At 62.7% G+C, this 14,370-nt stretch carries 13 protein-coding genes; 10 read left to right on the top strand and 3 right to left on the bottom strand.

The window, feature by feature from the left end; genetic code table 11:
* Positions 1-116 precede the first annotated feature (116 nt).
* The 8 genes from Q8L25_RS02015 to Q8L25_RS01980 all read left to right on the top strand — a co-directional run bounded on the left by Q8L25_RS02015 (position 117) and on the right by Q8L25_RS01980 (position 8,200).
* Entirely contained in the window at positions 117-1,274 is a 1,158-nt protein-coding gene (locus Q8L25_RS02015; RefSeq protein ID WP_308923326.1) for a sn-glycerol-3-phosphate ABC transporter ATP-binding protein UgpC, read from the top strand.
* Positions 1,271-2,512, top strand: a complete 1,242-nt coding sequence (locus Q8L25_RS02010) for an ABC transporter substrate-binding protein (protein WP_374694226.1) — start codon at positions 1,271-1,273, stop codon at positions 2,510-2,512. Before Q8L25_RS02015 ends, Q8L25_RS02010 begins: the two co-directional genes overlap by 4 nt.
* A 53-nt stretch (positions 2,513-2,565) precedes the next feature.
* On the top strand, positions 2,566-3,438 hold the full coding sequence (locus Q8L25_RS02005) for a sugar ABC transporter permease (RefSeq protein ID WP_308923325.1): 873 nt from the start codon (positions 2,566-2,568) through the stop codon (positions 3,436-3,438).
* Positions 3,439-3,450: 12 nt separating this feature from the next.
* Positions 3,451-4,302, top strand: a complete 852-nt coding sequence (locus tag Q8L25_RS02000; RefSeq protein WP_308923324.1) for a carbohydrate ABC transporter permease — start codon at positions 3,451-3,453, stop codon at positions 4,300-4,302.
* 30 nt (positions 4,303-4,332) lie between these two features.
* Positions 4,333-6,312, top strand: a complete 1,980-nt coding sequence (locus tag Q8L25_RS01995) for a beta-galactosidase (protein ID WP_308923323.1) — start codon at positions 4,333-4,335, stop codon at positions 6,310-6,312.
* 206 nt (positions 6,313-6,518) lie between these two features.
* Positions 6,519-6,944, top strand: a complete 426-nt coding sequence (locus Q8L25_RS01990; RefSeq protein WP_308923322.1) for an organic hydroperoxide resistance protein — start codon at positions 6,519-6,521, stop codon at positions 6,942-6,944.
* A 117-nt stretch (positions 6,945-7,061) separates the two neighbouring features.
* Entirely contained in the window at positions 7,062-7,529 is a 468-nt protein-coding gene (locus tag Q8L25_RS01985) for a GNAT family N-acetyltransferase (RefSeq protein ID WP_308923321.1), read from the top strand.
* Positions 7,526-8,200, top strand: a complete 675-nt coding sequence (locus tag Q8L25_RS01980) for a diphthine--ammonia ligase (RefSeq protein ID WP_308923320.1) — start codon at positions 7,526-7,528, stop codon at positions 8,198-8,200. The genes Q8L25_RS01985 and Q8L25_RS01980 overlap by 4 nt, the downstream gene beginning before the upstream one ends.
* A 73-nt stretch (positions 8,201-8,273) precedes the next feature.
* On the opposite strand, the gene Q8L25_RS01975 is transcribed toward Q8L25_RS01980, so the two are convergent.
* Together Q8L25_RS01975 and Q8L25_RS01970 are read right to left on the bottom strand one after the other, a co-directional pair.
* Entirely contained in the window at positions 8,274-8,735 is a 462-nt protein-coding gene (locus Q8L25_RS01975; protein ID WP_308923319.1) for an FKBP-type peptidyl-prolyl cis-trans isomerase, read from the bottom strand.
* 163 nt (positions 8,736-8,898) lie between these two features.
* Complete coding sequence (locus Q8L25_RS01970) at positions 8,899-10,782, bottom strand: potassium transporter Kup (RefSeq protein ID WP_308923318.1); 1,884 nt, start codon at positions 10,780-10,782, stop codon at positions 8,899-8,901.
* A gap of 239 nt (positions 10,783-11,021) precedes the next feature.
* Between Q8L25_RS01970 and rarD the strand changes: the two genes are divergently transcribed.
* Together rarD and ettA are read left to right on the top strand one after the other, a co-directional pair.
* Positions 11,022-11,906 (top strand): EamA family transporter RarD, encoded by an 885-nt coding sequence (rarD, locus tag Q8L25_RS01965; RefSeq protein WP_308923317.1) that lies wholly within the window; start codon positions 11,022-11,024, stop codon positions 11,904-11,906.
* A 78-nt stretch (positions 11,907-11,984) separates the two neighbouring features.
* Entirely contained in the window at positions 11,985-13,655 is a 1,671-nt protein-coding gene (gene ettA / locus Q8L25_RS01960; protein ID WP_308923316.1) for an energy-dependent translational throttle protein EttA, read from the top strand.
* Positions 13,656-13,725: 70 nt separating this feature from the next.
* On the opposite strand, the gene Q8L25_RS01955 is transcribed toward ettA, so the two are convergent.
* Positions 13,726-14,307, bottom strand: a complete 582-nt coding sequence (locus Q8L25_RS01955) for a porin family protein (RefSeq protein ID WP_308923315.1) — start codon at positions 14,305-14,307, stop codon at positions 13,726-13,728.
* Positions 14,308-14,370 lie beyond the last annotated feature (63 nt).

Genomic DNA, 14,370 nt, shown 5'->3' with positions numbered 1-14,370 from the left:
GTACCGCACGGTGTTAATGTTCAGGCACAAAAATAACTATTCACCGTTTCGTGTCGGCCTTCGGGCCGTTTTTCGAGTGAATTTGATTTAACGTTAAATCAATCTGAGGAGACACAGTGGCAGCGATTACCCTGCGGGGCATTTCCAAGGCATACGGTGCGCATGCACCGGTACTGCGCAACGTCGATCTCGAGATCGGCGAACATGAATTCTGTGTTTTTCTGGGCCCTTCGGGCTGCGGCAAGTCGACCTTGCTGCGCATCATTGCCGGCCTGGAAGACCCCAGCAGCGGCGACATTTCCATCGGCGGCAAGGTCGTCAACGCTGTGCCGCCGGCCGAGCGTGGCGTGGCGATGGTGTTCCAGAGCTACGCCCTGTTTCCCCACATGACGGTGGCCGAAAACATCGGTTTTGGCCTGACCCTGGCCAAGGTCGACAAGGCCGAAGTGCGCCGCCGCGTGGCCGACGCGGCCAAGGTGCTGCAGCTCGAACCGCTGTTGGACCGCAAGCCGCGCGCCCTGTCCGGCGGCCAGCGCCAGCGCGTGGCGATCGGCCGCGCCATCGTGCGCGAGCCGGGCGTGTTCCTGTTCGACGAACCGCTGTCGAACCTCGACGCCACCCTGCGCGGCCAGACCCGCGTCGAGATCGCCCATGTGCACCAGCGCTTCGCCAAGTCGAGCACCGTCTACGTGACGCACGACCAGATCGAAGCGATGACCCTGGCCGACAAGATCGTGCTGCTGCGCACCGGTGCGGACGCGCAGCAAGGCAGCGTGGCCCAGGTGGGCGCGCCGCTGGAGCTGTACCACCGCCCCAACAGCCTGTTCGTGGCCGGCTTTATCGGCTCGCCGCGCATGAATTTCCTGGCCGCCAGCGTGGCCGATATCGACGGACAAGGCGTGCTGCTGCGCGTGGCCGGCGGTCCCGATGCGCCACCGTCGCTGGTGCGCGCCCATGTCGATGGCGCTGGCCTGAGCGTCGGCGATACGGTGACCCTGGGCGTGCGGCCCGAGCACTTCCTGCCCTGCGACAACGCGGGTGCGCCGAACTGCCTGACGCGCCAGGTCACCCTGACCGAGCGCCTGGGCGAACAGAGTTATCTGCACTTGCAGGCCGATGGCCGGCACACCCTGCTGGCCAAGGTGCAGGGCGACACGCCGGTGCGCGCCGGTGCCACCGTCAGCCTGCAGATCGATGCCGATTGCTGCCATGTGTTTGGCGCCGATGGCATGGCCGTACCCCACCTCAAAAACTATAAACAGGAGACAGTATGAAAATTTCGCTTACCCCGCTGCGCTTGTCCGCCTTGTGCGCCGCACTGCTGATGGGCGGCATGGCCCAGGCCGGCGAGATCGCCGTCAACCTGGCCTTCAAGGGCGCCAACCAGCGCGCCTTCTGGGACCAGACCATCGCCGCCTTTCAAAAGGCCAACCCGGACGTGAAAGTGAAAGCCGCCTTTATCGAAGAGGAAGCGTATAAAGTGCAATTGCCGGGCTGGCTGACCAGCGAAGCGCCCGACATCATCAAGTGGCATGAAGGCGAGCGCATCCGCTATTACGCGCAGCGCGGCCTGCTGGAAGACCTGAGCGCCGACTGGCAGAAAAATGGCTGGGACAAATCGTATGCGGCGCTGGCCGACGCGGCCAGTTTCAATGGCAAGAAGTACTCGCTGCCGACCGATTATTTTTCCTGGGGCGTGTTCTACCGCAAGGACCTGTTTGCCAAGGTCGGCATCAAGGGCGAGCCGGCCACCTGGGCCGAATTTCTGGACGCCTGCAAGAAACTCAAGGCGGCCGGCATCGCGCCAATCAGCGTCGGCGGGCGCGACTCCTGGACCCTGGCCGTCTGGTTCGACTACCTGAATTTGCGCCTGAACGGCCACGCCTTCCACATGCAGCTGATGAATGGCGAAGTCGCCTACACCGATGCGCGCGTGAAAAAAGTCTATGAGGCGTGGCAGACGCTGATCGACAACAAGTATTTCATCGACGCGCCGCTGTCGTACAGCCTTGACTCGGCCCAGCCCCTGCTGACCCAGGGCAAGGCCGCGATGATGTTGATGGGCACCTTCATTTCCGGCGGCCTGCCCGACGCCACCCGCGCGCAGACCGGCTACTTCCGCTTTCCCGTGATCGACCCGAAAGTGGCGCTGGCGGAAGACGGCTCGACCGACTCGCTCAATATCCCGGCGCGGGCGAAAAACAAGGTCGACGCGCGCCGCTTCCTGGTCTTTGTCAGCACGCCCGAGGTCAATGCGCGCCTGGCGCAGACCTTCGGTTCGCTGCCGGCCAATAACCAGGCGGCGCTTCCCGACGACCCGATCGCCAAGACGGGGCTGGCCATCCTGACCAGCAGCCCGGGCGGCATCGCCCAGTTCTATGACCGCGACATGAACAAGGAAATGGCCGACGAAGGCATGAAGGGCATGCAGCGCTTTATCAGCGATCCGTCCAAGCTGAACGACATCCTGGCGCGCATGGAAGCGGCCCGCAAGCGCATCTATCGCAAATAAAGACCTTGTCATGGCGCGCCGCCATCTGGCGGCGCGCCTTTCCGAAAGCATCTATGTCCGCAACCTTCAACGCTCCGCTGGCGCGGCGCCGGCGGCGTGCCGCCCTGTGGTTCCTGCTGCCGGCCTGCACCATGTTCGCCGTGTACGTGATCTACCCCATCCTGAGCAGCATCGTGCTCAGCTTTTACGACTGGGACGGCGTCGGCGCGCGCACCTTTGTCGGCCTGGCCAACTACCGCGAACTGGCCGCCTCCGAAACGTTTTATACGGCCCTGAAAAACAATGTGCTGTGGCTGGTGCTGTTCCTGCTGGCGCCGCCGATCGGCCTGCTGTTCGCGCTGTACCTGAACCAGGCGGTGCGCGGCATCCGCCTGGTCAAATCGCTGTTTTTCGCGCCGTTCGTGGTCTCCGGCGTGGTCATCGGCCTGGTCTTCAGCTGGTTCTACGACCCCGCTTTCGGCCTACTGAAAGTGATCATGGGCCATGGCATTCCGGTGCTGGGCGAGGAATCGATGGCCACCTTCGGCATCATCGCCGCCGCGCTGTGGCCGCAAGTGCCGTTCTGCATGATTCTGTTCCTGACGGGGCTGACCAGCCTGAACCCGGAAATCATCGAGGCGGGCCGGCTCGAAGGCGCGAAAGGCTGGCAGCTGCTGCGCCATGTGGTCCTGCCGCAGCTGCATTCCGTGTCGTTCATGGCCGTCACGCTGACGGTGGTGGGCGCCTTGCGCAGCTTCGACCTGATCGCCGTGATGACGGGCGGCGGGCCGTACGACAGTTCGACCGTGCTGGCCTACTTCATGTACGACCAGGCGATCAAGTACTTCCGTTTCGGCTATTCGGCCGCCATCGCGGTGGTGCTGTTCCTGTGCATGCTGGTCTTCATCGTCTACCAATTGCGCCGCCTGCTGCGCTCAGAAAACTGATAGGGGGAAACCATGTATCCGATGCCCATTACTCAATGGAAACCAGGCAACCGCCTGCTGTACAAGCTCTCCCTGCCGGTGGCCTTGCTGATCTGGCTGCTGCCCCTGCTGGCCGTCATGCTGACCTCGGTGCGCACTTCGGCCGAGCTGGTGCAAGGCAATTACTGGGGCTGGCCGCGCGAGTTCGGCGCCTGGGACAACTACCGCACCGTGCTGCTCGATTCGCCGATGCTGCACTACGCCTGGAACAGCTGCCTGATCACCTTCCCGTCGGTGCTGGGCGCCATCGTGCTGTCGGCCATGGCCGGCTTTGCGCTGGCGACGTATCCGTTCCGCGGCAACACCATGGTGCTGGCGACCTTTGTGGCGGGCAACTTCGTGCCGATCCAGATCCTGATGATCCCGGTGCGCGAACTGACCTTGCAGCTGGGCCTGTTCAACAGCGTCAGCGGCCTGATCCTGTTTCACCTGTCGTTCCAGACCGGCTTTTGCACCCTGTTCCTGCGCAACTTCATCAAGGAGCTGCCGTATGAACTGATCGAAGCGGCGCGCGTCGAAGGCGCCACCGAATGGCAGCTGTTCCACAAGGTGGTGCTGCCGCTGATCCGCCCCGCGCTGGCGGCGCTGGCGGTGCTGGTGTTCACCTTTGTCTGGAACGATTACTTCTGGGCCCTGTGCCTGACCCAGGGCGATGCGGCCGCCCCGCTGACGGTGGGCGTGGCCGGCCTGAAAGGCCAATGGACCACTTCCTGGAACCTGGTCTCGGCCGGTTCCCTGCTGGCGGCCCTGCCCTCGGTGCTGATCTTCTTTGCGATGCAAAAACATTTTGTGGCAGGCCTGACGTTCGGCGCCACCAAAGGCTGAAGCCATCAACTAACTTTTAAGGAAAACAAGATGAAAATTGGTGTCGATTATTACCCAGAACATTGGGACGTGGCGGTATGGGAAGACGATGCGCGCCGCATGCAGGCGGCCGGCATTACCCTGGCGCGGCTGGCCGAGTTTGCCTGGTCGCGGCTGGAACCGGTCGAAGGCCAATACGATTTCGCCTGGCTGGACCAGGCCATCGAGACCCTGGGCCGTTACGGCGTGCAGGTGGTGCTCGGCACGCCGACGGCCACGCCGCCGAACTGGCTGGTGGAAAAATGCCCGGACGTGCTGCCGCTGAATGCCCAGCGCCAGCCCATGTATCCGGGCGTGCGCCTGCACCGCTGCTACAACAGCCCCTCGCTGCGCCGTCATACCGAGCTGATCGTCGAGCGCCTGACGCGGCATTACGGCCGGCATCCGAACGTGATCGGCTGGCAGACCGACAATGAAATGATCGGCCATGAAAGCCACAGCGACGGCGCCACGGCAGACTTCCGCCGCTGGCTGCAGCAGCGCTATGGCGACCTGGCCACCCTGAACGCGGCCTGGGGCACGGTGGTGTGGAGCGGCGAATACAGCGCCTGGTCGCAAGTGACCACGCCGCTGGGCGGCTCGCCGCACCTGAACCCGTCATACCTGCTCGACTTCCAGCGCTTCTGTTCCGATTCGGTGGCCGACTTCAACCGCTTCCAGGCGGGCCTGATACGCGCCAATTGTCCGAACCAGTTCATTACCCACAATCTGTGGGGCTATCCGGTCATCAACGATTATTACGACCTGTTCGACAGCATGGATTTCGTCTCGGTCGATTACTATCCGAGCACCGACCTGAACAGCGACGCCAAGGCGAATATCTATCATGGCGCACTGACCCTGGACCTGACGCGCGGGGTGAAACGCGCCAACTTCTGGGTGATGGAGCAACTGAGCGGCACGCCGGGCTGCTGGCATCCGATGTCGCGCACGCCCCATCCGGGCATGATACGCGCGCACGCCTGGCAAAGCATCGCCCGCGGCGCCGACACCATCGTGCATTTCCGCTGGCGCACGGCGCGCGTGGGCGCGGAACAGTTCTGGCATGGCCTGCACGACCACCATGGCCAGCCGGGCCGCCGCTTCGAGGAATTCACGGGCTTCAGCCGGGAAGTGGCAAGGCTGGCGCCACTGCTCGACGGCAGCACCATCAAGAACGACGTGGCGCTGCTGTTCTCGCACGAACAGCTCAACGCGCTGCGCATCCAGCCGCAGTCGGACGGTTTTGACTACCTGGCCAACTTCAAGCGCCTGCACCGGGGCTTCGTCAAGCTGGGTATCGGCACCGACGTGATCAACTGGCGCGAAGAACTCGACGGCTACCGCCTGGTGGTGGCGCCGTATCTGTTCCTGATGGAGCCAGGCATCGCCGACAAGCTGCAGCGCTTTGCCGCCGCCGGCGGCACGGTGATACTGACCACCCGCAGCGGCGTGAAAACCATGCAGAACGTGTGCCAGCCCGAGCGCCTGCCGGGCCTGCTGAGCGCACTGGCCGGGGTCGAAGTCGACGAATACGATCCGGTCGGGCGCGACGCGCAGCGCATCGATTTCGGCGCCGACGGCGCGTTTTCCTGCAGCCAGTGGTGCGACCTGCTGACGCCGACCACGGCCACCACGCTGGCCACCTACGCCAGCGACTATTTCGCCGGCCGCGCGGCGATGACGAAAAACAGCTACGGCCAGGGCGCCGCCTATTACCTGGGCACGGTGCTGGATGACGAAGCGTATGCCATGCTGCTGCGCAAGCTGGTGCTGGAACTGGGCATAGCCCATGTGCCGGACTTGCCGCCCGGCGTGGAATTGTCGGTGCGCGGCGGCCCGGCCGGCAAGCTGCTGTTCGTGATCAACCTCGGCAAGGAGGCGCAAGTGGTGGCCCTGGCGCCGCGCGCCTATGTCAGCGCGCTCGATGGCGCCACGCATCAGGACAGCGTCAGCTTGCCGGCAATGGGGGTCGAGATACTGCATCTGTAAGTGAGCGCAAACACGGGCCGGCGGCAAACCATCGCTGCCGGCCCGATTCTTTTTTAAGAAATCGCTTGCAATTAAATAGTGCGCGATATATATTGTGTGCATGGACGCCGCATTACAGATGTTGCAGACGGGCTTCCCGGGTAACACCCCAGCAAACAAGTAGCACACTATTTAGTCGTTAACTATTTAAATCAAGGAGCACTACCATGTCGATCCAACAAGTCCTGTACCGCGCCCAAGCCACCGCCACCGGAGGCCGCGAAGGCCGTGCCGTGTCGTCCGATAACGTGCTCGACGTGAAACTGACCACGCCGAAAGAACTGGGCGGCAATGGCGCCGTCGGCACCAATCCTGAACAACTGTTCGCCGCCGGCTACTCGGCCTGCTTTATCGGCGCGATGAAATTCGTCGCGGGCCGCGACAAGATCGCCCTGCCAGCGGACCTGGCTATCACCGGCACGGTCGGCATCGGCGCCATCGAAACCGGCTTCGGCATCGAAGTGGAACTGAAAATCTCGCTGCCGGGCGTGGAACGCGCCGCCGCCGAAGCGCTGGTCGCCGCCGCCCATATCGTGTGCCCATACTCGAACGCCACCCGCGGCAATATCGACGTCACTTTGACCATCGTGTGAGGGCACGGCAAGCCAGAGGATGACTAATCAAAAAGCCACGCTGCCCGAAAGGCAGCGCGGTTTTTTTTCGTCTGCCGCTTTAAAATGGCGCTCTTTCCCCGACAACCTGGACTAGCGATGATCACCTGGCAATGGCAAACCTTCGACGAACTCGGCCCCCACTCGCTGTATGCGGTGCTGGCGCTGCGCCAGCGCGTGTTCGTGCTGGAACAGCAATGCCTGTATCCGGACCTGGACGGCCATGACCAGGCCGCCATGCATCTGCTGGGCTGGCAAACCGTCGATGGCCAGCGGCAGCTGGCGGCGTACTTGCGCGTGCTGGCGCCAGGCGCCAAATACGTGGAGATGTCGCTCGGCCGCGTGCTGACGGCGCCCGAGGCGCGCACCACCGGCGCCGGCAAGCTGCTGCTGGCGGAAGGCATCGCGCGCGCCGTGCGCCTGCATGCCGGCCATGCGATCCGCATCGGCGCGCAGCAGTACCTGGAGCGCTTTTATCAGTCGTTCGGTTTCGTCACCGTCAGCGCGCCCTACGATGAAGACGGCATACAGCATATCGACATGCTGCGCGCCGCCGAGGCGCCATGAGCACCACCGCGCTGATTTCCTGGAGCGGCGGCAAGGATTCCTGCCTGGCCCTGTGGCGCGCGCGTGCCGCCGGCATGGCGGTGCCGCTGTTGATCACGGCGATGGATGAGGACGGGCGCAAGTCGCGTTCGCACGGCGTGCCGCCCGAGTTGCTCGAAGCGCAGGCGGCCAGCCTGGGTGCGCGCCTGCAGCGCTATCACGCCAGCTGGGCCAGCTACGAGGAACAATTCATCGCCATGCTGCGCGCGGCGAAAGCCGATGGCATCGGCCATGCGCTGTTCGGCGATATTGACCTGCAGCCGCACCGCGACTGGGAAGAAAAAGTCTGCGCAGCGGCCGGCCTGCAGGCCCATTTGCCGCTGTGGGGAGAAAACCGCCTGGCGCTGGTCGAGGAATTCCTGGCGGCCGGCTTCAAGGCCATCGTCGTGTGCATCAACGGCAACCATTTATCGCCGGACTTTTGCGGGCGCGAATTCGACGCCGCCTTTTTGGCCGACCTGCCACCGGGGGTGGATGCCTGCGGCGAGAATGGCGAGTTCCACACCTTTGTCTACGACGGCCCGGCCTTCGGCGCGCCGGTGGCGCTCCGGCGCACGCAGGTGCTGCGCTACGATGCGCCGCAGGACCTCGGCGGCGCCACCTATTATTTCCAGGAGCTGGCGCCCGCTTGAAGCGTGGCCAGGCGCAAGATGCAAAACGGGCGGCCCGCAGGCCGCCCGTTTTGCATCTCAAGCAACCGCTACATCAAGGCTTGGTGACGGTGACCAGGCTGACGTCGAATACCAGGCCGGCATAGGCCGGGATGGTCGGCAGGCTGCCGGTCGGGCCATAGCCCAGGTCCGATGGAATCGTCAGGCGGCGCGTGCCGCCCACTTTCATGCCGACCAGGCCCTGGTCCCAGCCCGGAATGACCCGGCCCTTGCCCAGCACGACTTCAAAACCGACGCCTGGCTTGGTGGCGTCGAACTGGGTGCCCTTGTTGTCAGTCTTGCCCGAGTTGTACAGCCAGCCGGTGTAGGTGACGATCAGGGTGTCGCCGACGGCCGCTGCCGCGCCCGTGCCCACCGTCAGGTCAGTGACGATCAATTCCTTCACCTGCGTGGCCGGATCGATGACGACTTCCTTTTTGTCGTTCGCGGCGCTGCCGCAAGCGGTCAAGGCAAAGGCACAAGCGACAGAAGCGATCAACTGAAATACCGATTTCATGGTTTCCCTTTAAATATTGGAGTGTGACTGAAGCCCGTACGATGCGGACCGTGCGGGCTGCAGTTTAACAGGAGTCACTGGGGCAACTTGTAAGCAGACGTAAGCAGGCCGGCAAATGCGTGGTTCCTGCAACACTGTCAAGCTGGCAAGTGCCCCCTGCCCCTCAGATTTCCACCTGCGTACCCAGTTCGATCACCCGATTGCTGGGGATCTGGTAGTAGTCGGCCGCCGTGCGCGCATTGCGCGACATGGTGACGAACAGGTGTTCGCGCCACGGCATCATGCCGGCGCCCGGCGTCGAGATAATGGTCTGGCGGGCGATAAAGAACGAGGTTTCCATCATTTCAAAGGTGAAGTCGCCACCCTCCCCTTGTGCCAGCGCCAGCGCGGCGGGAATATCAGGCTCGTCCTTGAAGCCGTAATGCACATTGACCTGGTAGCACTGGTGACCCAGGTCGAGCACATTGACCTGCTCGTTTCGCGGCACCCAGGGCTCCTCGTGCATGAAGACCGTCAAAAAGATCACGCGCTCGTGCAGCACCTTGTTGTGCAGCAGGTTGTGCAGCAGCGCATGCGGCACGCCGTCGCTCTCGCCGCGCAGGAAGATCGCCGTGCCCGGCACCCGCAGCGGCGGCGCGATGAACAGCGAGGCGAGGAAGTCGTCGAGCGGAATCGCATGTTTTTCCAGGTTGTCGAACACCAGCTGGCGGCCGCGCTTCCAGGTCAGCATGACGATGAACAGAATCGAGCCCAGCAGCAGCGGGAACCAGCCGCCATGGAACAGTTTCAGGGCGCTGGCCGACACCAGGTTGACGTCGATGATCAGGAAAAAGCCGGTCGCGGCCCAGCACAGCGCCAGGTTCATCTTCCAGCGGTAGCGGATCACGAAGAAGGTCAATATGGTGGTGCACAGCATGGTGGCGGTGACCGCGATGCCATAGGCGGCGGCCAGGTTTTCCGAGGAGCCGAAACCGACCACGGCCAGCAGCACCACGAACAGCTGCAGCCAGTTGACGGCCGGGATGTAGATCTGGCCGATTTCGCTTTCCGAGGTATGGCGCACGCGCATGCGCGGCAAGAAGCCCAGCGCGATGGCCTGCTTGGTCATCGAGAAGGTGCCGGAAATGGTCGCCTGCGAGGCGATCACGGTGGCCATGGTCGACAGGATCACCAGCGGATACACGCTCCAGGAACCGAGCTGCTGGTAGAAGGGATTCGATACCGCTTCCGGATGAGCCAGCAGCAGGCCGCCCTGGCCCAGGTAGTTCAGCGCCAGCGCCGGAAAGGCGATCAAAAACCAGGCCAGGCGGATCGGCTTCTTGCCGAAGTGGCCCATGTCGGCGTACAACGCCTCGGCGCCCGTCAGCGCCAGCACCACCGCGCCCAGTGCGACAAACGCGACAAAGCCGTTTTCCATCAGGAAGGTGGCCGCATGCATGGGGTTCAGCGCCGCCAGCACGTGCGGCGACTTGATGATGTTGAGCACGCCCATGATGGCCAGCGCGGCAAACCACAGCACCATGATGGGCGCGAAATAGCGGCCGATGCCGGCCGTACCGTGCGATTGCACGGAGTACAGGGCCACCAGCACCACCATCGTCAGCGGCACCACGTAGGGACTGAAGGCGGGCGTGGCCACTTCCAGGCCCTCGATCGCCGACAGCACGGAAATGGCCGGCGTGATCACGCTGTCGCCATAGAACAGGGTGGCGCCGAACACGCCGATCACCATCAGCGGAAAATGCCAGCGCGACAGCTTGCTGACGGACGACAGCACCAGCGCCATCAAGGCCATGATGCCGCCTTCGCCACGGTTGTCGGCGCGCAGCACCAGGGTCACGTACTTGAGGGAGACGATCAGGGTCAGGCCCCAGAAGATCAGCGAGACGATGCCCAGCAGGTTGTTGTGGGTCAGCGCCAGGCCGTGGGCCGGGTCGAACACGGTTTTCAGGGTGTACAGCGGGCTGGTGCCGATATCGCCGTAGACTATGCCGACGGCCGCCAGCGTCATGCCGGCCAGGCCGCTTTTTTTATGTTCCGACGTCAAGGTTGCACCCGTTTTTGTTTTGTTGCATCGCACAATATGATAGGTATTAGCAAATAGCAAGAGTATTTTTGCATGATTCCGGGCTGCCCCAAGGTCGTTTGTTTTTGGCTGCGATGCACTTGTGCGCGGCGTCGCGGCCCTCGATTTGTTGCCATTCTACGCTGCCCCGGTGCCGCCCGGCAGGGCATATTGATTTCAGCGATAATGACAGACTGTCTACTCTCTTTGTGAAGCCAATCATGAATCCAGGCATGTTGTACGCCTCGCTCGCCTTTTTGTGCTGGGGCCTGTTTCCACTGTACTTCCATGCCCTGGAAGAAGTCGCACCGCAGGAAATCCTCGCCCACCGCATGGTCTGGTCGCTGCTGTTCCTCGGCATCATGCTGACCGTGCGCCGCCAGTGGGGCTGGCTGCGTACCTTGAAAAGCCAGCCGAAGGTGGTGGCCAGCTTCGTTGCCAGCGCGTTTTTATTGTCGGCCAACTGGTTCATCTATATCTGGGCCGTCAACAACGGCCATGTGGTCGACGCCAGCCTCGGCTATTTCATTACGCCGCTGATCAATGTGATGCTGGGCTTCCTGCTGCTGCACGAACGCCTGCGCCGGGCGCAATGGCTGGCCATCGCGCTGGCCGCCTGTGGCGTGGCCTGGCTGACCTGGCAGGCGGGGCAAGTGCCATGGATCGCCCTGCTGCTGGCGGCCACCTTTGGCGGCTACGGCCTGCTGCGCAAGACGGCCGCGCTGGGCGCGCTGGAAGGCCTGTCGTTCGAGACGATGATCCTGTTCCCGCTGGCGCTGGCCTATATGCTGTGGCTGACCTGGCATGGCCAGAGCGGCTTCGTCAATACGGACTCGAACGGCACCCGCGCGCTGCTGCTGGCTTCCGGCCCGATCACGGCGATTCCGCTGCTGATGTTTGCGGCCGGCGCGCGGCGCCTGCCGCTGGCCGTGCTGGGCCTGCTGCAATATATCGCCCCCACCGGCCAGCTGCTGATCGGCGTCTGGGTCTTCCATGAGTCGTTCACCCAGGAGCGCATGCTGGGCTTTATGGTGATCTGGGCCGCGCTGGCGCTGTATGCCTGCGAAGGGCTGTGGATGTCGCGCCGGGCCCGCCTGGCGGCTTAGCTTGTTGACGGACAACGCTGGCCGGAAGCGGGCGTTTACCGTATCCTGTTCGTCTTTGTATAACACCCGAGATTTCTAATGGCTAATTACGTCTACACCATGAATCGCGTGGGCAAGATCGTCCCGCCCAAGCGCCAGATCCTGAAAGATATTTCCCTGTCGTTTTTCCCAGGCGCCAAGATCGGCGTGCTGGGCCTGAACGGTTCCGGTAAATCGACCCTGCTGAAAATCATGGCCGGCATCGATACCGACATCCAGGGCGAAGCAGTGCCGATGCCGGGCCTGAATATCGGCTACCTGCCGCAGGAACCGCAACTCGATCCGGAAAAAACCGTGCGCCAGGAAGTCGAATCGGGCCTGGGCGAAGTGTTCGAAGCCCAGGCCAAGCTCGAAGCCGTGTACGCCGCCTATGCCGAGGAAGATGCCGATTTCGACGCCCTGGCCAATGAGCAGGCACGCCTGGAAGCGATCATCTCGACTTCCGACGGCGGCAACCTGAACCTGCAACTGGAAATGGCGGCCGATGCGCTGCGCCTGCCGCCATGGGACGCGAAAATCGGCGTGCTGTCCGGCGGTGAAAAGCGCCGCGTGGCGCTGTGCAAGCTGCTGTTGTCGAAACCGGACATGCTGCTGCTCGACGAGCCGACCAACCATTTGGATGCGGAATCGGTCGACTGGCTGGAACAATTCCTGCTGCGCTTCCCGGGCACCGTGGTGGCCATCACCCACGATCGCTACTTCCTCGACAACGCGGCCGAGTGGATCCTGGAACTGGACCGTGGCAGCGGCATTCCATGGAAGGGGAATTACTCGACTTGGCTGGAACAGAAGCAAGCCCGTCTGAAACAGGAAGAAGCCACCGAATCGGCACGCCAGAAAGCGCTGCAGAAAGAATTGGAATGGTCGCGCCAGAATCCGAAAGCGCGCCAGGCCAAGTCGAAAGCCCGCCTGGCACGCTTCAACGAGCTGTCCGAGCACGAATACCAGAAGCGCAATGAAACCCAGGAGATCTTCATCCCCGTGGCCGAGCGCCTGGGCAATGAAGTGATCGAGTTCAAGAACGTGACGAAAGCGTTTGGCGACCGCCTGCTGATCGACGACTTGAGCTTCACGATCCCGGCCGGCGCCATCGTCGGCATCATCGGCCCCAACGGCGCCGGTAAATCGACCTTGTTCAAGATGATCACCGGCACGGAACAGCCGGACAGCGGCGAAGTGGCCATCGGCCAGACGGCGCGCGTGTCGATTGTCGACCAGAATCGCGGCGACTCGCTGTCGGACAGCAAGACCGTGTTCCAGGACGTCTGCGGCGGCGCCGACATGCTGACCGTGGGCCGCTTTGAAATGCCGTCGCGCGCCTACCTGGGCCGCTTCAACTTCAAAGGTGGCGACCAGCAAAAAATCGTCGGCAACCTGTCGGGCGGTGAACGCGGCCGTCTGCACCTGGCGAAAACGCTCTTGATGGGCGGCAACGTCCTGCTGCTCGATGAACCGTCGAACGATCTGGATGTGGAAACCTTGCGCGCGCTGGAAGATGCGCTGCTGGAATTTGCCGGCAGCGTGATGGTCATTTCCCACGATCGCTGGTTCCTCGACCGTATCGCCACCCATATCCTGGCGTTCGAAGGCGATTCGCAAGTGAAATTCTTCGACGGCAACTATCAGGAATATGAAGCCGACAAGAAGAAACGCCTCGGTGAAGAAGGCGCCAAGCCGAAACGCATCCGCTACAAGCCGCTGACCGTCTAAGTTTTACGGTCATGCAATGCAAAAAGGCAGTCACCTTGGTGACTGCCTTTTTTTTCAGCACTGCTACAAATTAAAAATTGTAGCGGGCGCCAACTGCCAGGCCGGTAGCCTTGTGGCCTTGATCCGCGCTCTTGCCGAAGTGTTCCACTTCCGCCGTCAGCGAGACTTTCTCGTTGATGGCGTACTGCGCGCCCAGCGAGGCATACACGCCGGTCTTGTTCTCGCCGCGGATGCCGGTCGACAGGCCGGAGCCGCTCAGGCTGTTGTCGACGCGGGCGACACCAAGCTTGCCGAACACGCCGACTTTTTCAGTAACGGGCATGGTGGCCTTGCCGGCCAGGTAGTAGCCGTGCGAATCGCTTTTCACATTGCCGCCGGCGCCGGCGCCATTGACGTAGCTGTAGTCCTTGCTGCCGAAGTCGGCATAACCGCCCTCGACCGCCCAGGTCTGGTTCAGGTCGTAACCGGCAAAGACCTTGCCGCCGGCCTTGGCGCCGCTGTGGTTGTCGGCGCTGGTGGCACCCGGGACACTGAAATCATAACGGTTGGCGGTGACGCCGACACCGACGTAGGGACCTTCGGCATGGGCCGCGCTCATGGCGGACAGGGCGGTTGCGGATGCGATCATTGCAAACAGGATCTTTTTCATCATGTTCTCTCTTAAATAAGTTGAATTGCCTGGATTCGCAGTTCAGCGAAATGCGATGTGTCCACA

The organism is Janthinobacterium sp. J1-1, assembly GCF_030944405.1.
In the GTDB taxonomy this organism is placed as follows: domain Bacteria; phylum Pseudomonadota; class Gammaproteobacteria; order Burkholderiales; family Burkholderiaceae_D; genus Janthinobacterium.
Note: the sequence above shows the minus strand (reverse complement) of the source record. Positions and strands in the feature narration are given on the sequence as shown.